General features: G+C 62.1%; 20 protein-coding genes and 1 pseudogene. 6 read left to right on the top strand and 15 right to left on the bottom strand.

Features of this window, described 5'->3' with window-relative positions:
- Positions 1-8: 8 nt before the first annotated feature.
- Both EN859_RS18180 and EN859_RS18175 read right to left on the bottom strand, forming a co-directional pair.
- Positions 9-1,220 (bottom strand): caspase domain-containing protein, encoded by a 1,212-nt coding sequence (locus EN859_RS18180; protein ID WP_245525608.1) that lies wholly within the window; start codon positions 1,218-1,220, stop codon positions 9-11.
- Between the two features lie 56 nt (positions 1,221-1,276).
- Entirely contained in the window at positions 1,277-2,389 is a 1,113-nt protein-coding gene (locus EN859_RS18175) for an OmpA family protein (RefSeq protein ID WP_127854280.1), read from the bottom strand.
- Positions 2,390-2,711: 322 nt separating this feature from the next.
- Here EN859_RS18175 and EN859_RS38140 point away from each other — a divergent pair, with 322 nt between their 5' ends.
- The 3 genes from EN859_RS38140 to EN859_RS18160 all read left to right on the top strand — a co-directional run bounded on the left by EN859_RS38140 (position 2,712) and on the right by EN859_RS18160 (position 4,532).
- Positions 2,712-2,888: a hypothetical protein gene (locus tag EN859_RS38140; RefSeq protein WP_189502065.1), complete on the top strand. Its 177-nt coding sequence runs from the start codon at positions 2,712-2,714 to the stop codon at positions 2,886-2,888.
- A gap of 21 nt (positions 2,889-2,909) precedes the next feature.
- On the top strand, positions 2,910-3,554 hold the full coding sequence (locus EN859_RS38135; protein ID WP_189502063.1) for a hypothetical protein: 645 nt from the start codon (positions 2,910-2,912) through the stop codon (positions 3,552-3,554).
- A gap of 243 nt (positions 3,555-3,797) precedes the next feature.
- Positions 3,798-4,532 (top strand): SDR family oxidoreductase, encoded by a 735-nt coding sequence (locus tag EN859_RS18160; protein WP_127854283.1) that lies wholly within the window; start codon positions 3,798-3,800, stop codon positions 4,530-4,532.
- On the opposite strand, the gene EN859_RS18155 is transcribed toward EN859_RS18160, so the two are convergent.
- The 4 genes from EN859_RS18155 to EN859_RS18140 all read right to left on the bottom strand — a co-directional run bounded on the left by EN859_RS18155 (position 4,483) and on the right by EN859_RS18140 (position 8,806).
- Positions 4,483-5,421 carry a LysR family transcriptional regulator gene (locus EN859_RS18155; protein ID WP_127854284.1) on the bottom strand — a complete coding sequence of 313 codons (939 nt, stop codon included), beginning with the start codon at positions 5,419-5,421 and terminating at the stop codon, positions 4,483-4,485. The two genes, EN859_RS18160 and EN859_RS18155, sit on opposite strands and share 50 nt — an antisense overlap.
- A gap of 48 nt (positions 5,422-5,469) precedes the next feature.
- On the bottom strand, positions 5,470-6,420 hold the full coding sequence (locus tag EN859_RS18150) for a sigma-70 family RNA polymerase sigma factor (RefSeq protein ID WP_127854285.1): 951 nt from the start codon (positions 6,418-6,420) through the stop codon (positions 5,470-5,472).
- Entirely contained in the window at positions 6,417-7,175 is a 759-nt protein-coding gene (locus EN859_RS18145) for an SDR family oxidoreductase (protein WP_127854286.1), read from the bottom strand. The genes EN859_RS18150 and EN859_RS18145 overlap by 4 nt, the downstream gene beginning before the upstream one ends.
- 113 nt (positions 7,176-7,288) lie before the next feature.
- Positions 7,289-8,806 carry an alpha/beta hydrolase gene (locus tag EN859_RS18140; RefSeq protein WP_127854287.1) on the bottom strand — a complete coding sequence of 506 codons (1,518 nt, stop codon included), beginning with the start codon at positions 8,804-8,806 and terminating at the stop codon, positions 7,289-7,291.
- Positions 8,807-9,016: 210 nt separating this feature from the next.
- On the opposite strand from EN859_RS18140, the gene EN859_RS18135 reads away from it, so the two are divergent.
- Positions 9,017-10,147, top strand: a complete 1,131-nt coding sequence (locus EN859_RS18135; RefSeq protein WP_127854288.1) for a site-2 protease family protein — start codon at positions 9,017-9,019, stop codon at positions 10,145-10,147.
- Between the two features lie 17 nt (positions 10,148-10,164).
- Here EN859_RS18135 and EN859_RS18130 read toward each other — a convergent pair.
- The 9 genes and pseudogenes from EN859_RS18130 to EN859_RS18090 all read right to left on the bottom strand — a co-directional run bounded on the left by EN859_RS18130 (position 10,165) and on the right by EN859_RS18090 (position 20,887).
- Positions 10,165-11,141 (bottom strand): annotated as a pseudogene (locus tag EN859_RS18130) (branched-chain amino acid ABC transporter permease).
- A gap of 1 nt (position 11,142) precedes the next feature.
- Positions 11,143-12,030 carry a branched-chain amino acid ABC transporter permease gene (locus EN859_RS18125; RefSeq protein ID WP_127854289.1) on the bottom strand — a complete coding sequence of 296 codons (888 nt, stop codon included), beginning with the start codon at positions 12,028-12,030 and terminating at the stop codon, positions 11,143-11,145.
- A gap of 7 nt (positions 12,031-12,037) precedes the next feature.
- Entirely contained in the window at positions 12,038-12,748 is a 711-nt protein-coding gene (locus EN859_RS18120; protein WP_127854290.1) for an ABC transporter ATP-binding protein, read from the bottom strand.
- Entirely contained in the window at positions 12,741-13,520 is a 780-nt protein-coding gene (locus tag EN859_RS18115) for an ABC transporter ATP-binding protein (protein ID WP_127854291.1), read from the bottom strand. The genes EN859_RS18120 and EN859_RS18115 overlap by 8 nt, the downstream gene beginning before the upstream one ends.
- A gap of 12 nt (positions 13,521-13,532) precedes the next feature.
- Complete coding sequence (locus tag EN859_RS18110; protein WP_245525607.1) at positions 13,533-14,828, bottom strand: ABC transporter substrate-binding protein; 1,296 nt, start codon at positions 14,826-14,828, stop codon at positions 13,533-13,535.
- Between the two features lie 92 nt (positions 14,829-14,920).
- A complete protein-coding gene (locus EN859_RS18105; RefSeq protein WP_127854292.1) occupies positions 14,921-17,536 on the bottom strand; it encodes a TRAP transporter permease in 2,616 nt (871 codons plus the stop codon).
- Between the two features lie 71 nt (positions 17,537-17,607).
- Positions 17,608-18,561 (bottom strand): TAXI family TRAP transporter solute-binding subunit, encoded by a 954-nt coding sequence (locus tag EN859_RS18100; protein WP_245525616.1) that lies wholly within the window; start codon positions 18,559-18,561, stop codon positions 17,608-17,610.
- Between the two features lie 93 nt (positions 18,562-18,654).
- A complete protein-coding gene (locus tag EN859_RS18095; protein WP_127854294.1) occupies positions 18,655-19,986 on the bottom strand; it encodes an aspartate aminotransferase family protein in 1,332 nt (443 codons plus the stop codon).
- A gap of 10 nt (positions 19,987-19,996) precedes the next feature.
- A complete protein-coding gene (locus tag EN859_RS18090) occupies positions 19,997-20,887 on the bottom strand; it encodes a MurR/RpiR family transcriptional regulator (RefSeq protein WP_127854295.1) in 891 nt (296 codons plus the stop codon).
- Positions 20,888-20,983: 96 nt separating this feature from the next.
- Between EN859_RS18090 and EN859_RS18085 the strand changes: the two genes are divergently transcribed.
- Together EN859_RS18085 and EN859_RS18080 are read left to right on the top strand one after the other, a co-directional pair.
- Complete coding sequence (locus EN859_RS18085; protein ID WP_245525606.1) at positions 20,984-21,817, top strand: 3-keto-5-aminohexanoate cleavage protein; 834 nt, start codon at positions 20,984-20,986, stop codon at positions 21,815-21,817.
- Positions 21,818-21,889: 72 nt separating this feature from the next.
- Positions 21,890-22,261: a glyoxalase superfamily protein gene (locus EN859_RS18080; protein WP_127854297.1), complete on the top strand. Its 372-nt coding sequence runs from the start codon at positions 21,890-21,892 to the stop codon at positions 22,259-22,261.
- Positions 22,262-22,323 lie beyond the last annotated feature (62 nt).

Below are 22,323 nucleotides of genomic sequence, written 5' to 3'. Positions count from 1 at the left end.
CCGCTTCCTTACTTGCAGCCACCCTGGGCCCATTTGGCCAGCGCTACCTTGAAGCGTGTCCCCAGCGGATGTTCCAGCCGCAACACGGAGACATCGTTGGTAGCGAAATTTTTCGCCTGTTCGCACAGCCGGGCTTCGTTCCACTCATGACAGCCATCGCAGTGCTTGTCCTCCCATATTGACTTGTCGAGCCCTTCCACCGGACTGAAGCGCGGCTTGCCCTTGATCAGCTGGGCGATGCTCTTGCCGTCGATTGCCGGATCACCGAAGTCGATGGGATGGTCGAAAAAGATCGGGTCGTCCGAAGCCAGCTTAGGGATTTTCTGACGCAGCACATTGAGTGCAAGCTGATCATCATCCGAGCCTGATGGACTTGCCGCCGCGGTGGCGTTGCGCGCCTCCGAACCACCTTCGGCCTGTGGGGCGCTCGCCTCACCGACGATCAGCGGCGCGTTGAGATCGATCTTGTGCAGAACAACCTCGGTGGTCAGCGAAACGTTGCTCCAGGGGCGCTGTTTGCCGGCGGTCGCCTTGAAGACATCGGCGGTAACCCGGTTCATCGCTTCGGTGATGGAGACATTTGGTTCACCGATATGCGCCAGCAGCGCCGACGAGAAAGGCGAATGTTCGCCCGATCCGTCATAGGCAAGCTGGTTGGGACTGGCGGCGAAAGCAACAAGCGTGCCGGCACCGCCATTCTCGATCGGGATTTCGGCGAGGCCGCTGCTTGCGCCCTTGACGCCGGCGGTCTTGGCCAACACCTCGACAAGGGGATTGTCCCGGCAAGCGTCGAGAAATACCAGCCTTATGCTGGTCTCGCGCGACATCTGCCGCAGGATGAAATCCACCGGCACCGCCTCGAAGTCGAGGGAGGTCTCATCCTCCAGCGCGGCGTCGACCGGAAGCAGGTAGTTGCTGCCCGAGACCTGCAAGCCATGGCCGGCGTAGAAGAAAAGGGCGATGTCGGCGCCGCGCACCTGTTTTGCGAACTGCGCGATCGTCGCCTGCGTCTGCAATTTGGTGAGATCGAAGCCGGAAACGACTTCAAAATCCAAGCTCTTCAGGCGTTCGGCCATGGCCCCGGCGTCGCGCACCGGATTGGCCAGCGCCGGCGCATGCTGGTACTGGGAGTTGCCGAGGACCAGGGCGACACGGCGTTCGGCATTGGCGGCCGTCAAGGTCAAAAGCAAGGCGAGCGCTGCAAGCCCGATGCTGCGCATGAAGCTGCCGCAACAGGCGATCGGATCAAAACCCCACCGAGACAACAGGTCCTTCCTCAGTTGACAGGCTTGGAGGCGGAAAACTCGATCCGCCGGTTGAGCGCCTTGTTCTTGGGCGTGTCATTGGCCGCAACCGGGCGCTCCTCGCCGTAGCCGGCAGCGGTGACCTGGGTGCGGGGAATGCCCGCGGCAACAATAGCGTCGGCAACCGCCTCGGCCCGCCGCTCCGACAGGAGCTTGTTCGCGTCTGGCGAGCCGTCGGAATCGGTGTGGCCGGAAACCTCGACCTTCAGGCTTGGGCACTTGCCGACAACACCGACGACTTCTGCCAGCAGCGGACGGCTTTGTGCGTCGAGCCGCGCGCTCGCAGTTCGAAAGTAGATGGCTCCGGTGCGGGAAAGCACGGCGAACCGGTTCAGGCACTCCTCGTCGCTGAAGTTCGCCTTCGCGGCATCGGTGGCGACGGGTCCGAGATCGGCGGCGCCTGCCGCAACGGTCTGGACGCCAGCCGGCTTGCTGCCGTCGGCGGTGAAGACGAAATCGAAGGACACCGATGCTGTCGGAACAATATTGGTCACATTGGCCGCCTGCTGGAGCTTGTCGACGTTCGGCAGCAGGCCGAAGTCCTCGACATGCACGGCGACCGGAGCCTCCGAGGCGACCGAGACCATGTTGTCGCTGATCATGGTCACAACGACGCTGGCCTCGAGGTCCTTTTCGACCCCGTGCAGGTTGAGACGGAACGGCAACACCGCCTTCACCCTTCGCTTCGCCGCGATGTCGGCGAATGCGGCAGGGTCCACTTTTGCGGTCAGCTCGGCCGACGGATATTTGAATGTCTCGAAGAACAGAAACCGCATGCGGACATTGCGGAGGTCGACACCCGTATCGACCGAATTGAGGTCGAAGGTGACCTTGGCATCACCCGCGGATGAGAGGGTGCCGGCGATGTTCCTGATCTTGTTGGTCTCGACGATCGTGTTCTTCTTGACGGACTGGTAGGTGAGTACCGAAGCGGACGGATCGAGCGTCCAATTCGGCTGTGCATTTGCGATGCCTGGTCCGAGCAAAAGCAACCCGGACAGCGCGACGATCAAGCCCGGGATCCTGGCGGCGAAACACCAGCCTCTCAGTCCTGTTTTCCACCAGAACTCGACGACTTCGAACATGGAACCCCCCTGCCCAAGACAACAGCGACATCACGGCCACGCGCTGCCGGCTATCAGCATAGAACACTTGGTTCCACTTTGCGAGCATATCCGCAGACCGTTCGTGGAGCGGCCGCTTTATTCTTAATGGCGTCGGGCAATTGACGGCGCTCGACCGCGGGAGAAGCGTCGAGCCAGGTTCTTCCCACTGCGCTAGACCTGACGTTTGCGCCATGCCTGATATTCTTCTTTCACGTCCTTCTTCAAAGGTTGGATTTCCGCAGGTCACCGCCTTGCTACGCAACCGGCACGGTCACGACCCCCGTCATCGTCGGCAACGACGATGTCGCCCGGCACGACCATCACGTTGCCGCAGTCAATCGGGCAGACGCCGGGTTTTTCACTTGACCAAGATTCGCAAAAAATCTTGATCGAACAAGAAGACAGGGCCCTTTCCAATTCCTGGAGCAGAGACCTTGTTTCTTCCCGTGAAAATACCGGAAGAATGATGATCGACTGAGGATTGATTCGGAGCTTGTCTATGGGCGGCGTGCAAGCGGTTTTGGCTGCGCTGATCCTGACTGGTTCAGTTACTTCCGCCCTCGCCGATAACAATTCTCCCTTCATCTATTTTGCCACCGAAGATCCTTTCGCTGCCGGTCAGCCGACGAAGAACGACATCTATGTTTTCGGTGGTGTCTTTGCGACCGGGTCCTTCGGGGATACCATCAACGTCTTCGGGGCCGACTATACCAACAATTACATGATCGGAGCTGCTTACGGCCGTGACTTCGCCGATGTTGGCGCCGGTTTTGTTCTTGGCTGTGTGACTGGGGCTGCCATAAGGTTTGGCGAGGACGACGATACATCCGGAGAACTTTGGGCCGGGATGCGGCTTCGCCACCAGGGCCTTGTCATCGGGGATCTGGCGATTGCGCCGGCGCTGACGGCCGGATTGAGTGCCGTTACGGGCGTCACCGAGATCGAGCGCGCCCGCGAAATCTATTACGACGGCGATGCATCGTTCCTTGGTTTTATCGGCGCGGAGCTTTCTTTCAGGCTGAGGCAGGCCCCCAATTTTGAGCTTGTCTATCAGCTCCACCACAGATCCGGCGCCGGTGGTACGTTTGGAAACATGGGAGAGGGTTCCAACGCAAATACTGTCGGAGTGCGTTATCGGTTCTAGCTGACGCCTGAATGCTCCGACACTTTGAACCGGCGCATGATCCGTTCCGAGCCGAAGTTCGGCGCAGCAGCAATGCCGATTCCGGTTCTTCGGAGGCCATGCGCCAGACGACTTCATCAGCTCCCCACTCGATGACGGTAATCATCGGAGCCTCCGATGGCATTATCGATTTCTCCCGTTTCCTCTTTTCACCCCAAGCTGCGAATTCTTGGCCGAAGCGTTTCACCGTTCGGAATGGAAGACATGGCAAAAGAAATCGTGAATACGAAAGTCCTTATCGCCGGCGGTGGTTCCGGAATGGGCCTGGCGCTGGCAAAGCGTTGCCTGGACGCCGGTGCAAACGTCAGCATCGTCGGACGCAACGAGGACAAGCTCAAGCGCGCCCGCGAGGCATTGCAGAACCATGCGACGCTACACACGATCACGGCCGATATCACGCAGGAGGACCACGTCGCCGATCTGTTCAGGCAGGTCGGCCGGCTCGACCATATCGTCAGCACCGCAGCGGAGATTGAAGGCGCCTATCAGCTACTGCCTTCGCTTGAGCTGAAGGCAGCGCAAAGGGTCGTGGAGAGCAAAATCTACGGGCCGCTGCTGCTGGCCAAATATGGCGCACCCATGCTTTCCGCCAAAGGCTCGATCACCTTCACGTCCGGCATCGCCGCCTACCGGCCATCGGAGCGCGGCTCGGTTGTCGCCGCCGTCAACGCTGCGCTCGAAGGACTTGTCCGGGCGCTTGCGGTCGAACTGGCGCCGCTGCGGATCAACGCGGTCTCGCCGGGCTGGGTCGACACGCCGATCTGGACCTTCGTTGCCGGCGACAAAAAAGACGAGACGCTGGGCGCAATGGCGAAGCGCTTGCCGGTTGGACGCGTCGGACAGCCCGACGATATCGCTGATGCCATCAGCTTTCTGATGGGCAACGCCTTTACGACAGGGACGATACTGCATGTCGAGGGTGGTCACCGGCTGATTTGACCGGCGCGAAATTCTCGCTCGCGGCCGCCAGCAGCAATTTCAGCGCTGGCGCCTGAACACGTCTGCGGCGCCAGATCATGACGAGCGAAGCCGTTGCAACCTGCCCCGGCCAAGGCATTTCGACAATCTCACCGCGATCGAGCGCCTCGGCGACCGCAAGGCGCGGAACAAGCCCGATGCCCACGCCAGCCGTCACCAGGCGCGCGATCGTCCCGATGCTGCCGACTTCGGCGGCGAGCCTCGGGGCTGCAATGCCAGCCTCGGCAAACGCCTTGTCGAGCAGGTGCCGATAGACGCATCCGGATTCCGTCGCGACGAAGCTCATGGCGGCAAGTGCGGTCAAATCGCCTCCCCCCGACGTGAATTCTTCCCCGGGAGCCGCAACAAGGATCAATGGCTCCGCCGATATCGTGCGCTTGGCGAGACGTTCGTCGAGGCCGCCCTTGTCGAAGCAGAAGGCGACATCGATCTCGCCGTCTTCCAGCTTGCGCAGCAGGTCGCCGCTGCCCGCGATCTTCAGCCGAAGATTGATGTTAGGATGATCGTTCTGGAAAGCCGACAGCCATCGCGGAAGCTTCATCGAAGCAACCGTCTCCAGCGCGCCGATCGTCACCATTCCGGCCGTCCGCTGCGTGGTTGCTTCCACAGCAGCGCGTGCCTCGTCCACCAGCATCAGAATTTCCTCGGCATAGGGCTTCAATGTTTCGCCGGCTCGCGTCACCTCAAGGCCGAGCTTCGACCGCGTAAAGAGCTCAGCCCCAAGCTCGGCTTCAAGGGACTGAATCTGATCGCTGACGCTCGACTGCGCGAGGTGAACCTCCTCTGCCGCACGGGTGATATTTCTGCTTCGCGCGACCGCGAGGAATGTCTTGAGCAATCTTGGATGCATTGGAATACCCTTCCGTGGATATCTTTGACGATCTGGCTATGCGCGCTGTCAGTGCGCGGCGCGGTCGGTCGCGAATTTGGCCTCCGGCGCCAGCGTCAGCTCTGCGTCAGCGGCGGCATAGCGAACATGGCGGTAGTCGTGGATGAAGCTGATCCGGCCGTCGCGCCACTCGAGCCACATCATGTAGCTCGGCTTCGGATCGGCACGGTCCTCGAAGACCGCGATCACCTCCCGGCCCTCGAGCCAGGCCGGGGCGAGCCACACGCCATCGATCTTGGCGTAGATGGTGAAGAACAAGCCGACGTCCGCGCGGCCGACGCGAAGCGGGAGCGAGGACTGATTGAGTTTGACGTCGTCGGCCAGCAGCGCCCGCAGGCCGTCCCAGTCCCGCTGGTTGAACAGCGCGACATAGCGCGCCACGGCAGCGGACGCCGGCAATGCTTTCGCAAGCGGGCCGGCTTGCGCGTTGATCTCCCGAAGACGCGCGCGACCTCGCGCCAAATGGGCCTTCACGGCGTCGACCGTGAGGTCGAGGAGAGCGGCGATCTCCATCAGCGACTCGCCGAGCACATCCTTCAGGATGACGACGCTCCGTTGAAGGATAGGGAGTTCGGCAAAGCGCGACACCGCGGTCTTGACCGCTTCCTGGCGCATCAGCGTCTCCACGGGATCAGGGTTGGCCAGGTCGACGACGTCCGAGGCGGCGTCGATCGGTTCGGCCATACGCACGGCCCGGCTGCGCAGCAGGTCGAGAGCGCGGTTGTGGGCGATCCTGAACAGCCAGGGTCGAAGCGGCGGTGTCTCCTCCAAGTTCTGCAACTCTACGTCCTGCAGCGCCGCGAGCGCTCGGACGAGCGTGTCCTGCACGACGTCCTCGCCGTCGATGACCGATCCCATGAGACGCGCGCAATAGCGGTGCAGCTCGGGCCGTAGCTCGCCGGCCAGGGCGAGGAGCTGCGCCCGGCTGTCGCTGTTCGGCGAGTGCTGTCCTGAACTCAAGCCGCCATCCCCTCGATGATGGTGACGCCAGCATCGCCATTGAGACCGAAGGCGAAGCCCTCGGCATATTGCGGGTCAACCAACACGGAAACAACCCTCTCGCCGAACTCCCGGGGCGGCATCGGCGCGCCGAACCGGGCCACGAAGTCTTCCGGTTTGATACCCGCGTCGTGCGCGTAGGCGTTAGCGGCCGCGTCGCCGATCCCGGTGCCGAGAACCATCTGCCGCGGCACGATCGCCTGGAAACGGATGCCGAGCTCCTTCTGTTTCGAGATGCCGTTGGCGTATTTGGCCATGAACCAGAGCATGCGTTTGGCGCCGCCATAACCGCCCGACATCTGCGATCCGTTCACAGCCGCGCCGCTCGATCCCACCAGGACGCGGCTGCCGGGCCTGAGCGGCAGGTTGAGCGCCGCCTGCAGCCAATAAAGCCCGGCCTTAACGTCAGTCTCCCAGGGCGCGGTGAAGTCTGCCCAGCTCGTCTGATCGAAGCGCGCCATGCGCGGCGGCGTGCCGGCGTTCAGTACCAGGATGTCCGGGCGGACCTCGGCAAGGATGCAATGGGCTGCAGCCTCGTCCGTCACGTCGGCGGGGATCGTGGCGACGCCCAGTCGGGTGCGGACGGCGCCGAGCGCATCGGCGCTGCGGGCAACCACCGTCACGTGTGCGTCGTGTGCGACCAGGGCCTCGACCAGTCCCAGCCCAAGGCCACGGCTTCCGCCAGTGACGACGACATTCTTATCCTTGAGGCTCATCGGCTCTACTCCAGTGTCCAGATGTAGCTAAGACGATCGAGGCTCGCAAAAGGAGTCAGGCGCGGCTGATCAAAGGTCGGCGAGCCAAGCGCGGAGTCAGAGCCTCAACTGTTTCATTCTGGCGCTTGGTAAAGCTCGGATGCGGCCTCTTTCAGCGCGCGCCGGCCATCCGGCCTGAAATACATCATGTGGCCGCCTTCCAGCAGATCGACGCGAATAGGTTTTGCGCCGGGAAGGGAAGGAATCTGGCCCACCAAATAACGCGATATCATATAGGGCGTCACCAGGTCGGTGTAGCCGTTGACGATCAGCACGCTGAGGGCGGGGTTCAGTACGCGCGCCCGCTGAAGGTCATCCATCACGCCGGCATAGCCCTGACGCGTCGGGTTCGTGCCGAAATCCCAATTGCCGCTGACTTCAGGATTGAGAAGGCGATAGCTCAGATCCGTGCGGAAACGCAACTCGTCGCGCACATAGCCGACGAAGGCGGAGGTGAGCACGGGCACGCTTCTGTCGAGCACTGGGTCGGGGCCACTGACTCTTGGGCTTTCCGGGTTGATATCAGCCGTTTCGATCGTGCCGTCATAGGAGCTGAGAACATTGCCCCTTGCGCGTGCAAACTCCTTGGCGAAGAGTGCAGTAGGAATGCGTCCAAAGTTTCGTTCGACGAGTGCGATGGGCAGACCTGTGATTTCGGCCACGTGCTGGCTGGTCAGGCGCCCACCCTGCTCGAGCCCGCCGGCAAGGGCTGCGAGATAATCGCCAAGTGCGTAGCGTTCGACCTCGGCCAGCCGCTCGCGAAACGCGGAGCCGGAGACGCCTTCGCTGCGCAAGCGCACCGCCGCAAGGGATGGGAGCTCGAGCGCCCAATGCAGCGGCTGGAATTCGTCGGGGCGCACCAGCGTGAATTCCAGCGCCGGCGAGATGAGCACGATGCCGCTCGGACTGATGCCGACATCTTCCTGAAGCGTTCTGGCAAGCAATGCCGCCCGAAACCCACCATAGCTTTCGCCGGCAAGAAATACTGGCGACCCTGTGCGGCCCGTCTGGGCCAGATAAAGCCGGATAAAGGCGCCTATCGAGGCAGCATCCTGGTTGACGCCCCAAAATTCGTGCGCTTCGTGGCCGGGTGCTTCGCGGCTGTAACCTGTTCCGACGGGATCGACAAAGACCAAATCGGTCATGTCGAGCCATGTGCTCGGATTGTCCAAAAGCCTCTGCGGCGACGGCAGAAAACCTCCGTCGGCCGCCGTCGCGATGACACGCGGACCGAGTGCGCCAAGATTGAGATAAGCCGAAGCCGCTCCGGGCCCACCGTTGAACACGAAGGTGATGGGACGCCCGGGATCGGGCGACTGGCTTGCTTCGGAGCGTAATGCGTAGGCGACATAAAAAACTTCAGCAGTGACGTCGCCCTTGCCGGACAGCAGCGACAGCGTGCCTGCCTTTGCCTGATAGTCGAATGTGCGTCCGGCGATGGTGATCGAATGATCAGAGGTCTGCGGAGGCGGAAGCAGCGACAGAATCCCGCCTGAGGGCGGCGGCCGCCTGGCCTCCTCTGCGTGGCCGGCCGTAAACCCGCCGAGCAGCAGCAACAGAACAAGGATGATTTCTTGCAGCTTGTTACGCATGATGCCTCCGGAGCGGGAACGACTTGCCTGGAAGCTACCACGCTGATGGCCCAGCCGAAATAACGGTACCGTGCGGGCGTCGAAACGCCTTTCCCAGGACATCTAGCGGCGCGCATTCGCAGCCAGCGAATATGCGCCTGATTTCCCGGATGATTGAAAGGGGCCGTCCGAAGCCTATGTTGAAGGCGGGCCCCTCGGAGAGGAAAAATCATGGGCTGGTCATTGAACCTCGGGACGATCGCCGGCACGACCGTGCGCGTTCACCTCACCTTCCTGCTCCTGCTCATCTGGATATGGTTGAGCTACTACCAGATCGGCGGCGCGCCGGCGGCGTGGGAAGGCGTTGCCTTCGTCATCGCCGTCTTTGCCTGCGTGGTGCTGCATGAATTCGGCCACATCGCCGCCGCGCGTTACTTCGGCATCAAGACACCTGATATCACGCTGCTGCCGATCGGCGGCGTGGCCAGGCTTGAGCGTATGCCGGAAGAGCCAGGCCAGGAATTTGTGATCGCCATCGCCGGGCCGCTGGTCAACGTGGCGATCGCCGCGCTGATCTTTGCGGTGCTCGGCAGTTCAGCCAGCGTCGATCAGTTGGCCGCGATCGAGGACCCCCGCATGAGCTTTCTCGCCAGGCTCGCCGGGACCAACGTGTTTCTCGTCCTGTTCAACATCATTCCCGCCTTCCCGATGGACGGCGGCCGTATCCTGCGCGCCGCGCTCGCCGCGCGCCTTTCCTGGTCGCGCGCAACCCAGATCGCTGCCACGATCGGGCAAGGACTGGCCTTTGTCTTCGCTTTCATTGGACTGTTCTACAACCCGCTGCTGATCTTCGTCGGCGTCTTCGTCTATCTTGCAGCAGCGGCAGAAGCGCAGAACGTGCAAATCCGGGAGGTGGCCACAAGCGTCCTGGTCGACGATGTGATGATCACCGAGTTCGCACGGTTGGAACAGTCGGCAACGCTCGACGAGGCAATCGAGATGCTGCTCGCCACCACGCAGCACGAATTTCCAGTCGTCGATGCCGCCGGCCGTTTCGAAGGATTGGTGATGCGCGACGACATGATCCGGATATTGAAGGAAAAAGGACCTGCTGCGCCCGCCGCCAGCGCTATGCGGACCGACATCCCGAAGATACATCACCGCAAGCGCCTCGAGGAAAGCCTGCGGCTCATGCAGCAGGCAAATGTGCCGGCCGTCGCCGTCGTCGACAACGCCGAACGGCTGGTTGGGCTGATGACGCACGAAACGATCGGCGAGATGCTGATGGTCCGCGCCGCCGTGGCGGAGGGCTTCCGTTTTGGCCACTTGCGTGGTGGCAAGCCGCGATCAGCGCGGATCTGAGCACGTCCAAACCGGCGCTAATGTCGCGCGCCAATCACGCGGTCGAGAAGCCGCGCATAAAGCTCGCCGACGATGCCGCGGCGGAAAATCAGCACGCACACCATGAAGATCAGGCCGGTGGCAATGGTCACTGGAAAATTGGATGTGGCGAGCGCGCTTTCCAGGCCGACGACCAGGCTTGCGCCGACGATCGGCCCGACCATGGTGCCGATGCCGCCGAGAAGCGTCATCAGGATCACCTCTCCCGACATCTGCCAGGTGACGTCGGTGAGCGTGGCAAACTGGAAGACGATCGCCTTGAGCGCGCCTGCCAGTCCGGCCAATGTCGCCGACATGACGAAGGCCGCGAGCTTGTAGTTGGCGACCGAATAGCCAAGCGAAATGGCGCGGTTCTCGTTTTCCCGGATCGAACGCAAGATCATGCCGAAGGGCGAGTTGATGATGCGCCAGATGGCGAACACGCCGATCAGGAATACCGCCAGCACGAAGTAATAGATGTTCATCGGGACGTTCAGGTCGAGGATGCCAAGCAGGGTGCTGCGCGGCACACCCTGGATGCCGTCCTCGCCTTCGGTGAAGGGCGCCTGCACGCAAAAGAAGAAGAACATTTGCGACAGCGCCAGCGTGATCATGGCGAAGTAGATGCCTTGCCGTCGGATAGCAAAGAAGCCCATGACCAGGCCGAGCAGTGCCGCGCCCACCACACCGAGCAGAATGCCCGCTTCCGGCGGCCAGCCCCGACCTTGATGGCATGGGCAGTGAAGTAAGCTGCGCCACCGAAGAAGGTTGCGTGGCCGAAGGACAAGAGCCCGGTGTAGCCGAGCAGAAGATTGAACGCGCAGGCAAACAGCGCGAAACACAGCATTTTCATCAGGAAGATCGAATAGACGAAGAAAGGCGCCACCAGCAGCGCCAGGATGCCGAGCCCCACCAGCGACCATTCAAGCCATACCGAGGCCCTGGCGCGCGTCTGGCGAAGCGTCAGTTCGGCCATGTCAGATGTCCCTTCCGAACAGACCGGCCGGCCGGACCAGAAGCACGATCGCCATGATGACAAAGACGACAAGGTTCGAGGCTTCGGGATAGAAGACCTTGGTCAGGCCTTCCGCGAGGCCAAGCATGTAGCCGGTGACGATCGCTCCGAGGATCGATCCCATGCCGCCGACCACGACCACCGCGAAGACGACGATGATGAGATCCGAGCCCATCAAGGGACTCACCTGATAGATTGGCGCGGCGAGAATTCCGGCAAGCCCGGCAAGAGCGGAGCCGAGGCCGTAGGTGAGGGTCAGCAGCAACGGCACGTTGACGCCGAAAGCCTGGACGAGACGGGGATTTTCAGTTGCCGCGCGCAGATAGGAACCCAGCCTGGTCTTCTCGATCAATGCCCAGGTGCCGACGCAGACGATCAGCGAAGCGACCACCACCCAGCCGCGATAATTGGGCAGGAACATGAAGCCGAGATTGGTGCCTCCGGAGAGCAGCGGCGGCACGGAATAGGGATTTCCCGAGACGCCGTAATAATAGCGGAACACGCCTTCGAGCACGAGCGCGAGGCCGAAAGTAAAGAGCAGGCCGTAGAGAGGATCGATATTGTACAGCCGCGACAGCGCCAGGCGCTCGACCACGATGCCGAAGACACCGACGATCAGCGGTGAAAGGATCAGGGCGGGCCAGTAGCCGATGCCGACATGCGTGAGCAGCAAATAGCCGATAAAGGCACCGAGCATATACTGGGCGCCGTGGGCGAAATTGATGATGCGCAACAGGCCGAATATGACGGCCAGACCGAGGCTCAACATGGCATAGAAAGAGCCATTAATCAGGCCGACCAGCAACTGGCCGAGGAAGGCCTGAACGGGGATTCCGAAGATCATCGTCATGGCGGCATCATACACCCAGGACTTCGTGGAGCAGCGTCATGCGCTCCGACAGTTCGCCGACCGGAAACTCGGCCATGACCTTGCCGTGCTCCATCAGGTAGAAACGATCGGCAACACGGCTGGCGAAGCGGAAATTCTGCTCGACCAGCAGGATCGTCATGCCGCGCTTTTTCAGTGTCGCCAGCAAGTCGCCGATGCGCTGCACGATGACGGGAGCCAGACCTTCGGTCGGCTCGTCGAGAAGCAGCATCTTCACTCCGGTTCTCAGCATGCGCGCGATCGCCAGCATCTGCTGTTCGCCGCCCGACAGCCTTGTGCCGGGGCTGTTGCGTCGCTCCTTCAGATTGGGGAAGAGATCGAATATTTCCTCGACGCTCATGCCGCCCTGGGCGACGACCGGCGGCAGGACCAGATTCTCGTCGACAGTCAGCGTCGCGAAGATGCCGCGTTCCTCCGGCACAAAGCCGATGCCCTGATGCGCGGTCCGGTGCAGCGGCAAGCGCATCAAATCCTGGCCGTCGAAAACGATGTGGCCGGTTCGCCGGCGGATCAGCCCCATAATGGCGCGCAACGTCGTGGTCTTGCCGACGCCGTTGCGGCCGAGCAGCGTGACCGTCTCGCCGCGAAACACCTCCAGGTCGACGCCGTGAAGCGCATGGCTCTCGCCATACCAGGCATTGAGGCCGCGGATAGCAAGGAGAGGCGCTGCGCTAGTCATCGGCGGTGCCCATATAGGCGATCCTCACCCGTTCGTCGCGGCTGACCGTGGCGTAGTCGCCGGCGGCAATGACCTCGCCACGCTGCATGACGGTTATCCAGTCGCAAAGATCAGCCACCACCGTCAGATTGTGCTCGACCATCAGCACGGCGCGGTCCTTGGCCACCGAGCGGATAAGGTCGGAAACCGTGCCGACATCCTCATGCCCCATGCCGGCCATCGGCTCGTCCAAAAGCAGCACTTTCGGGTCGAGCGCCAGTGTCGTGGCGATCTCGAGCACGCGTTTTCTGCCATAAGAGAGATCGCCAGCGAGCCTGTTCCTGGCATCGTCGAGACCGACCGACCGCAGAAGCTCCTCGGCACGCGGCGTCAATCGATCGAGCACCGCCAGGGATCGCCAAAACTGAACGCCAAGCCCGCCCGGCCGTTGCAGCGCGATGCGCACATTGTCGAGCACGCTGAGGTGCGGAAAGATCGCCGATATCTGAAACGAGCGCGCCAGGCCCATCCGCGCGACCTTGGCCGGCGACGTACGGGTGATGTCGTGCCCGAGCAGGTCGATCCTGCCGCTGGTCGGTGACAGAAACTTGGTGAGCAGATTGAAGACGGTCGTCTTGCCGGCGCCGTTGGGCCCGATCAACGCATGGATGTTGCCGTCGTAAACATCGAGGTCGACATTGTTGACCGCCACGAAGCCGGCGAAGTCGCGCCGCAGACCGCGAGCGGAAAGCACCACCCGCGGTCCGTTCCCGTTGAGGTCAGGCGGCGTCATCGGCCGCGCCAATCACTGGCTGGCCGTCGGACAGCCGCTTTCCTTGGGGCTCAGGAACGCCTCGTCGCCGGGGATGGTGGCAAGGTACTTGTAATAGTCCCAATCCCTGGTGCTCTCGTTGGGCGACTTGACCTGATAAAGATACATGTCGTGGACCATGCTGCCGTCGGACTGCACTTTGCCGTTGGCCGTGAAAATATCGTTCACCGGCATCGAATGCAGTTGCTTGGCGACGGCTTCAGTCTCGTCGGTCCCAGCCTTGTCGATCGCCTTCAGGTACTGCGTCACCGCCGAGTAGGTGGCGACCTGGATCATGTTCGGCATACGGTTGGTACGCTTGGAGAAACGTTGGGCGAATTCGCGGCTCTTGTCGTCGCGATCCCAGTAGAAACCTTCGGTCAGCACCACGCCTTGCGCCGCCTGAAGGCCGAGCCCATGCACCTCGGCCAGCGTGAAGAGCAGCGCCGCCAGGCGCTGACCGCCCTGCACGATGCCGAATTCGGCCGCCTGCTTGATGGAATTGGAAGTGTCGAGGCCTGCGTTCGCCAGCCCGATGACCTTGGCACCCGACGATTGCGCCTGCAGCAGGAAGGATGAATAGTCGGTCGCACCGAGCGGATAGTGACCCTCGACGAACTTGGCGGTTTGCTCCTTGAGCGAATAGCCGAATGCATAGTCGACGGTGACGAAGAACCAGCTGTCACCACCCTGCTTCACGAGCGCGCCGCCGGTCCCCACCGCCTGCGAATGCGTGTCATAGGCCCAGTGGAAGCCGTAGGGCGAGCACTGCTTGCCGGTGAGATCCGTGGTCGCCGCGCCGGTAACGATGTCGATTTTCTTCTTGTCTTTGGAAATCCCCTGGACGGCGAGCGCCACCGACGAGGTGGTCAGTTCCATGATGGAATCGACCTGCTCGGTGTCATACCACTGCCGCGCAATGTTGGAGGCGATATCCGGCTTGTTCTGGTGGTCAGCACTGATCACCTCGATCGGCGCTCCCTGCACCTTGCCGCCAAAATCCTCCACCGCCATCCTGGCTGCCTCTACCGACCACTTGCCGCCGAAATCGGCATAGACGCCCGATTGGTCGTTGAGGATGCCGATCTTCACCTTGCCGTCGGAAATTTCGGCGGCAGAGGCGGGAATCGCGGTCGCTGCAAGAAGCACGGCCGAAACGAGATAGATGCCTTCATTGGTGACTTCCTCCCTTGTGGTCGGCCACCGAGCGAAATGTCGACGGCTGTCTGCGACGATTCGAGGAATGGCCTGCGGCCACTCGCCTTGTCCGATGCAAAAATCACGCAGCATTGCCGCGGCTGGGTATGCACATCCTGCCGAGCGTAACATCGCTCGGCAACGCGAGAACGGCTACTTTAGTAAAAGGTTGCAACATGCCCGAGCTAGGCCATCTGGGGGCGAACCGGCGGCGACCGGCGTCTGCGCCTCTGAATCCAGAAAACAAGGCCGAGCAACAGGATGGCCGGAATGGCGAACCAGTAGCGCGACGGTCGCTCGGCTGGCACCAGCACCTGGTTGATCTCGTCGCCGGGCTGCAGACCGAATTTGGCCGCCTGGCTGCCCAGTCGCACCACCCCGACCGTCACGCTGTCGCCGAGCGCACTGACGTCCAGGCCCGCAGCCCTCAAGCGTTCTGCCGCTGAATTTCCAGGCCCGAGTTCTAGCCGCACCAGCTTCGATATCTCGTCGCCGTTGAGGTTCAGTGTCGTCAGGCGCAGGCGAATTGCGCCTCCCTCGGCGGTTTCGTCGACGATACGGCCGAGTTCGGAGGCAGGTACTGCCCTGTAAGGTTCGCTCACCTGATCGAGGAAGAGTCCCGGCCTGAACAGGATAAAGCAGACCAGCAGCAGCGCGACCGTCTCGTACCAGCGATTGCGGGTCAGCATCCAGTTCTGCGTCGCTGCGACAAACGAAACCATGGCCAATGTCGACGTCACCACCATCGCGACGAAGTCGAACGGTCCTTCGAGATCGATCATCAGCAAGCCGGTGTTGAAGATGAAGATGAAGGGCAATAGGCCGGTACGGATTTCATACTTGAAACCCTGTATTCCGGTCTTAACCGGATCGGCCCCGGAAATCGCCGCTGCGGCATAGGCTGCCAGCCCCACTGGCGGCGTCACATCCGCCATCAACCCGAAATAGAACACGAACATGTGGACCGCGACCAGCGGCACGGCAAGATCGTTTTGCGCCGCCAAATCGACGATGACCGGCGCCATCAAGGTGGCGACGACGACATAGCTCGCGGTTGTCGGCATGCCCATGCCGAGAATGATGCAGATCACCGCAGTGAACAAAAGCATGACGATGAAGCTGCCGCCCGAGATGAATTCAACCAGTTCCGTCATCACCAGTCCTATGCCGGTGAGCAGGACCGTGCCAACGATGATGCCGGCCGTCGCGGTGGCGATGCCGACCGTCGTCATGTTGCGCGCGGCGGCGGACAGCCCACCGACCAGATCGTCGAGACCGTGAAGCCAATGCGGTGCCAGCGCCCGGTCCTTGCGGAAAAAGGCGGTAAGCGGCCGCTGCGTGACGATCAGCGCCATCAGGGCGACAACGCCCCAGAATGCCGAGAGGCCGGGCGACAGTTCCTCCACCATCAGGCACCAGATCAGCAGGATCACCGGCAGCAGAAAATGCAGGCCGGTGCGCGCCGTCTCGCCAAAATGCGGAATTCTGAGGATCTTGCCTTCCAGATCCTCGAGCGGCAGGTCGGGATAGCGCGCCCGGTGGGCGACAAGGCCGATATAGACGGCGAAAAGTGCGGCGCCGATCATCCAGGTCGCAGCGGCGCCGAACACCACTTTGGTCCAGCCGATGCCGTAGTAGACCAGGCCGGCCAGGACGATGAAGCCGCATACGCCCATCAGTCCGCGCAGCGCACCCTGAAACGCTGTATGGGTGCTGCGCGACGGCAGGCCTTTCAGCCCCATCTTCATCGCCTCGATGTCGACGATATAGAACAGCGAGCCGTAGGTCAGCAGCGCGGGGTAGAAGGCGTGCTTGACTACCTCGGCGTAGGAGATGCCGACATATTCCGCGATCAGGAACGCCGCTGCGCCCATGACCGGGGGCATCAGCTGACCATTGACGCCGGCCGCGCATTCGATGGCGCCGGCTTTCACTGCCGAATATCCGACCCGCCGCATCAGCGGGATGGTGAAGGTTCCGGTGGTCACGACATTAGCGATAGAAGAGCCTGAGATCATCCCGGTCAGGCCTGAGGCCACCACACCGGCCTTGGCCGGACCGCCGCGGTATTTGCCGAGCAGCGAGAAGGCAAGCTGGATGAAAAAGCCGCCGGCGCCGGCACGCTCCAGCAACGTCCCGAACAGAACGAACATGAAGACGACATTGGTCGACACACCGAGCGCAACGCCGAAGACCCCCTCGGACGTCAGCCACATCTGCGAGGCCGCGCGCGACAACGTCGCGCCCTTGTGGCCGAGCAGGCCAGGAAGATGAGGCCCGGCGAAGATATAGACCAGCATGATCGCCGCGATGACGGTGATGGCAGGCCCGACGGCGCGGCGCGCGGCCTCGAGCAGGATGAGGACACCGGCGATGGAGACGACCAGGTCGGCCGTCGTGGGAAGACCCGGCCGCTGCGCGATATCCCTGTAAAAGGCCAGCAGATAGAGAGCGGACGCTGCCCCCGCAATGCCTAGCACCCAGTCGGGCAGCGGCACCCGGCTGCGCGACGAGGCCTTGAAGGCCGGAAACGTCAGCATCGCCAGAAACAGGGCGAAGGCCAGATGGATGGAGCGGGCGATGCCGTCGCTGACGACACCGAAATTGAGCATGAACGGAAGGGGCGAGGCATACCAGAGCTGGAACAGCGACCATGCCAGCGACACGCCGAGGATCAGCTTCGCGGTGAGGCCGGTTGGCTTGCGCCCACCGGTGTCGGCCTCGGCGACGATCGCGTTAAGCTTGTCTATGTCGATAACGGGTTGGTCAGGCGCTTCCGCCTGCTGGCTTCGATCTGTCATCGTTCCCACAATCACTTTTTCCTCTTAAGGTTGCAATGCGAGGCGCCCGTGGGCGCCTCGCATTGCAGGGCTCAGAGCCAGCCCTTTTCCTTGTAGTAGCGCTCGGCGCCCGGATGCAGCGGCGCCGACAGGCCGGTCTTGATCATCTCCTTGGGATCGAGATTGGCGAAGGCCGGATGCAGCTTCTTGAAATCGTCGAAATTTTCGAAGACCGACTTCACCAGCTCGTAGACCACCTCATCGGGCGTGCTGGCATTCGCCACTACCGTGGCGCGGACGCCGAATGTCGTCACGTCATCCGGATTGTTGGCGTACATGCCGCCCTTGATGGTGGCGATCGAATAGTAGGGATGCGCGGCCACCAGCGCGTCCACGGCTGGGCCGGTCAGCGCAATAAGTTTGGCGCCGCAGGCGGTCGTCGGATCCTGGATGGCGGCGGAAGGGTGACCAACACCGTAGAAGAAGCCGTCAATCTTGTTGTCGCACAGCGCGCTGCCCTGCTCGTCCGCTTTCAGTTCCGCGGCAAGCGAGAAATCGCCGAGCTTCCAGCCCATCTGCTTCAGCAACTCTTCCATCGACGAGCGCGTGCCCGATCCGGGATTGCCGACATTGAAGCGTTTGCCCTTGAAATCCTCGAACTTGGTGACGCCGGCGTCGGGCCTTGCCAGCACGGTGAACGGCTCCGGGTGAACGGAGAACACCGCCCGCAGATCCTTGAACGGCTTGCCGTCGAAGTTCCCGGTTCCTTCATAGGCCTGGTACTGGACGTCCGACTGGGTGAGGCCGAAATCGAGATCGCCGGTCTGGATGGAATTCACGTTGAACACGGAACCGCCGGTCGACTCCGTCGAGCATCGGATGCCGGTCTTCTGCCGGTCCTTGTTCATCAGCCGACAGATGGCGCCACCGACCGCGTAATAGACGCCGGTGACCCCGCCAGTGCCGACGGTGACGAAGCGCTGCTCGGCCGCCACGGACGGCAGCGCTAGCAGCATACAGGCTGCCGCTCCGATCAGTGTCTTCATTGAACTGTACATGGTTTCTCCTCTCTGGTGGTTGTCCCGGCCTGTCGCCGGTAACGCATTGGAACTGGGTTGAGGCGGTCCGCGTCGAGCAGGTCAGGCCGCTGAAGCGATCGCCGCGTCGATCGCCTCACCGAGCCGTTCGACGATCCGATCGATATCCTGTTTGGAAATGATGAAAGGCGGCGCAACAAGCACGTGAACGCCGCGCACACCGTCAATAGTCCCGCCCATCGGATAAATCATCAGGCCGCGGGCCATCGCTTCGCGCTTGATGCGGGCGTGAAGCTTGAGCTTTGGATCGAAGGGCTCCTTGGTTGCACGATCGAGTACGAGTTCGATTCCCCGAAACAAGCCGCGCCCGCGAATGTCGCCGACATGATGGTGATTATCGAAGCGCTGCTGCAGGCGCTCGTCCAGCCGTGCGCCCATTGCCTTGACGTTGTCGAGCAGGCCGTCGCGCCGGATTACCTCCTGCACCGCAAGACCTGCGGCGGCGGCCATCGGATGGCCCATGTAGGTATGCCCATGCTGGAAGAAGCCCGAGCCTTTGGCGAAGGCATCGAAGATATGCCGGCCGAGCAGCACCGCGCCGATCGGCTGATAGCCGCCGCCGAGACCCTTGGCGATGGTCAGCAAATCGGGAGCGATGCCGTCCTGCTCGCACGCATGCAGCGTGCCGGTGCGGCCCATGCCGCACATCACCTCATCGAGGATAAGCAGCACGCCGTAGCGGTCGCAGATCGCGCGAATGCGTTTGAAATAATCGGCGACCGGCGGCACAGCGCCCAGCGTGGCACCCACCACCGGCTCGGCGACGAAGGCGATGACCTCGTCCGCGCCAAGTTCGAGGATCTTGTCTTCGAGCTGCTGCGCTGCACGCGCTGCGTAGGCCTCGTCGCTTTCCCCTTCCTGCTGATAGCGGTAGGCATAGCAGGGATCGATGTGATGGGTCTCGATCAGCAACGGCTTGAACTGGGCGCGCCGCCATTCGTTGCCGCCGGTGGCGAGAGCACCGAGCGTGTTGCCATGATAGCTCTGCCGGCGCGCGATGACATGGCGCCGCCGCGGCTCGCCCTTCTCGACAAAATATTGCCTGGCCATCTTGAGCGCGGCCTCGATCGCTTCCGAGCCGCCGCTGACCAGATAGACGTGGTCCAGCCCTCTCGGCGCGTCCTCGATCAGCCGATCCGCCAACTGCTCCGCCACCTCTGTGGTGAAGAAGGCGGTATGGGCGTAGGCGATGCGATCAAGCTGGGCGTGGAGCGCGGCAATCACGTCGGGATGACCATGGCCGAGACAGGACACGGCGGCGCCGCCCGACGCGTCGATATAGGATTTGCCTTCGGCATCGAACAGTTCGATGCCCTGGCCGCGAACCGCGACCGGCAGCGTCGAGTGGATGGTTCGATGGAGGATGTGTGTCATCGGCTGTCTCTCAGAGCACTTTCCTGGGCGGTCGTTGATTCAAATGGGTGTTAAGGGCGACGCCCTGCTCATCGAAACGTCGCAGCGCCTCGACGGCGCTGTCGCCTGCCTGGCCCGCGACGAGGGCACCGAGGATTTCCGAGACGATGAAGGCCGGCGTCATGGTGTGGAAGAAGGATGGGCTGCCTGTCGGCACGAGGACGAGATGGTCGGCCAGTTGCGCAAGCGGGGCCACTTCGCTGTCGGTGACAGCGACGACGGGCACGCCGCGGCTGGCGGCGAACTCGACAAGCTCGATCGTGAAGCGCGTGTAGGGCAGGACACTGGCGGCGATCAGCACGTCGTCCTTGGTCGCACTGCGGAGAGCATCGCCCTCGGTTCCGCCGATGCCATGCAGCAAGATCGACTTCTCGCCGATCAGCGACAGGATGTAATGCAGATGCCAGGCCACCGCGTGGCTCGAGCGCAGGCCGAGGCAATAGACACGACGCGCCGCCGTCAGCGCCCTGGCGGTTGCCACCAGCCGGTCGATCGATCTGCTTTCGGCCAGGTAGGCAACCTGGCCGGAAATCGAATGCAGGATGTCGATCGCCAGCGCATGATCGCCCTTGAGCTTCTGGCTGGCGACCTGGACACCGGCCTTGCCGGCGAAGCCGATCTCGCCACCCCGGATCGCGGCGGCGTAGATCTCGCGCACCGTCTCGTAGCCATCAAGGCCGAGATGCTGGGCCAGCCGTGTCATCGTCGCCGGCTGTACTCCGGCTTGCCGCGCTTGTTCGCGCATGGTGAGAAGCGCGACATCGTGGGGCTTATCCAGAACATAACGGGCGGCGGACTGGATTTGCGCTGACATGCCGTCGAACGCATTGACGATCTGTTCCGCAAGCTCTCCCTGGTCCATGGATATTGCTATCCCGCCGAGTCGAGGATTGCAACATATGTTTCAATATGATCAATGGATGATCCATATGAATCTTTCTGTACTCAAGGCACGCCGGTGGAATCAGCCCACAGCTTGAATCCCGTCGCCATCGCCGTCGCGCCGAATGGCGGGCGCCGCACCAAAGCCGACCATCCGGCTATACCGCTGACGCCGGCGGAACTGGCGCGCACTGCCGCCGAATGCGCCGAGGCCGGTGCTGCCATGATCCATGTCCATGTCCGTGACAGAAACGGCAAACATCTGCTCGACGCTGACGCCTACCGCGAAGCAATCGCCGCCATCCGCGATACTGTCGGCGAGAGGCTGGTGGTGCAGATCACATCCGAAGCGCTAGGCATCTATTCGCCAGCCGAACAGATGGCTGTCGTGCGAGATGTAAAGCCGCAAGCCGTCTCCCTGGCGCTCCGCGAAATCGTTCCGGATTCCGAATCGGAGCTTTCGTTCGCACACTTCCTGGCATGGCTGCACGCCGAGCGGGTGGCACCGCAGATCATCCTCTATTCGCCCGAGGAGGCCGTCAGGCTATCCGGCTTGCAGCAGCGCGGCCTTGTCCCCTGGGCAAGCGTGCCGGTTCTCTACGTGCTCGGCCGCTACACACAGGGACAGATGTCAGCTCCCGCCGATCTTCTTCCATTCCTCGCCACGAAGATGCCGCGCTTCAATCATTGGAGCGTCTGCGCCTTCGGCCGCAACGAAGCTGCTTGCGTGACCGCTGCCGCCTTGCTCGGTGGTCACGTCCGGGTCGGCTTCGAAAACAATCTGTTGCTGCCGGACGGGACAATGGCTGCATCCAACGCAGATCTCGTCGCCGCCGTCGCGCGGGCGCTCGGCGCCTGCGGCTTGGAGATCGCGAACGCAGCCGAACTTGCCTCACAGTGGGGGATGTAGGAGGTTTGCTTTTTGTCCGTAGCCATTGAGGCCCGTCGCCGTCCCTTTACTACCGCGTAGGAAAGGCTTGCCATGGATTGGAAACTAGAACTGGTTCCCGTACCTGTAACAGACGTCGACCGTGCAATTGCCTTTTATGTCGAGAAGGTGGGCTTTCATCTCGATCATGATCACACGGTAAACGACGAAACACGGTTCGTGCAATTGACGCCGCCCGGTTCGGCCTGTTCGATCGCCATGGGCAAGGGCATCGTTGACAGCACACCGGGTTCAATGCGGGGTCTGCAGCTGGTCGTGTCCGATATTGATGAGGCACGTACGCATCTGGTCGACCGAGGTGTCCCGGCCAGCGACGTTGAGGATTTCCCATGGGGTAGATTCGTCTTCTTTGAAGATCCCGACGGCAACACCTGGTCTGTCCAGCAAATTCCTTCTCTCAGTTAGCTCACCAGGAATTCCAGCCTCTTGCCCCAATGCCCTGACCGCATGGTCCCGGCACTGCATTG

Source organism: Mesorhizobium sp. M00.F.Ca.ET.216.01.1.1 (assembly GCF_004010325.2).
In the GTDB taxonomy this organism is placed as follows: Bacteria; Pseudomonadota; Alphaproteobacteria; order Rhizobiales; family Rhizobiaceae; genus Mesorhizobium.
The sequence above is the reverse complement of the archived record's forward strand: the minus strand, read 5'-3'. Positions and strand labels throughout refer to the sequence as shown.